Source organism: Photorhabdus sp. RM71S, assembly GCF_042879355.1.
Taxonomy (GTDB): Bacteria; Pseudomonadota; Gammaproteobacteria; order Enterobacterales; family Enterobacteriaceae; genus Photorhabdus; species Photorhabdus kayaii.
In genome coordinates this window covers 1-729 of the sequence record NZ_JBHFKV010000161.1, presented here as the reverse complement: position 1 = coordinate 729, position 729 = coordinate 1, and the positions used below count along the sequence as shown (strand labels likewise).

At 41.3% G+C, this 729-nt stretch carries 1 protein-coding gene; it reads left to right on the top strand.

All coding sequences use genetic code 11. The annotated features are described in order from the left end of the window. The first annotated feature begins 155 nt into the window (after positions 1-155). The gene (gene tnpA, locus ACGF5R_RS24290; RefSeq protein ID WP_387693190.1) at positions 156-611 is read left to right on the top strand and encodes an IS200/IS605 family transposase; all 456 of its coding nucleotides are present in this window, start codon (positions 156-158) and stop codon (positions 609-611) included. Positions 612-729 lie beyond the last annotated feature (118 nt).

Sequence of the window (729 nt, the reverse complement as noted above, 5' to 3'; positions counted from 1 at the left end):
TTATGGCTTTAGCCAGTTTAAGTAGCGTAAGCTTCTTAAACATAAAACCCCCCGCTATGCGGGTGGAGGCCAAGGGTTATACCAAGAAAAACACCTTTCCGTTACGATATAGATGTTCAAGCTAATATACGTAACTTCAATAAGGAAAGGTGTTTATGGGAATTAAAGCACAAAGCTCAGCCCATACAAAGTGGCTGTGCAAGTACCATATCGTCTTTTCGCCAAAATATAGACGAAAAGTCATTTTTGCCAGTATACGTTCAAGTATAGGTGGGATCTTACGAGACCTTTGTAAGTACAAAGGCGTTGAAATAATCGAAGGACATCTAATGCCAGATCATGTACATATGCTCGTGAGTATTCCCCCGAAAATCAGTGTCTCAAGTTTTATGGGATACTTAAAAGGTAAAAGCGCGTTGATGATATTTGACAAACATGCCAATTTAAAATACAAATTTGGCAACCGGAAGTTTTGGTCGGAAGGTTACTACGTCAGCACAGTGGGGTTGAATGAAGTGACAATCCGTAAATATATCAGAGAGCAAGAAAAGTCAGATTTACTTCAGGATAAACTAAGTACACAAGAGTATAACGACCCCTTCAAGGGGTAAGCCAAAGCAGCAAAGACACTTAGCTTGAACGAAGAGAAAGCCGCGTCATTTAGGCGCAGTCGGTAACATGCCCTTATAGGGCTAGAGCAAACCACCCGCTATGCGGGTGGTTATGATT

What these genes read in the sequence shown, in the direction of transcription:
- tnpA (WP_387693190.1), top strand. Translation starts at nt 156, where the DNA reads ATGGGAATTAAAGCACAAAGCTCAGCCCATACAAAGTGGCTGTGCAAG.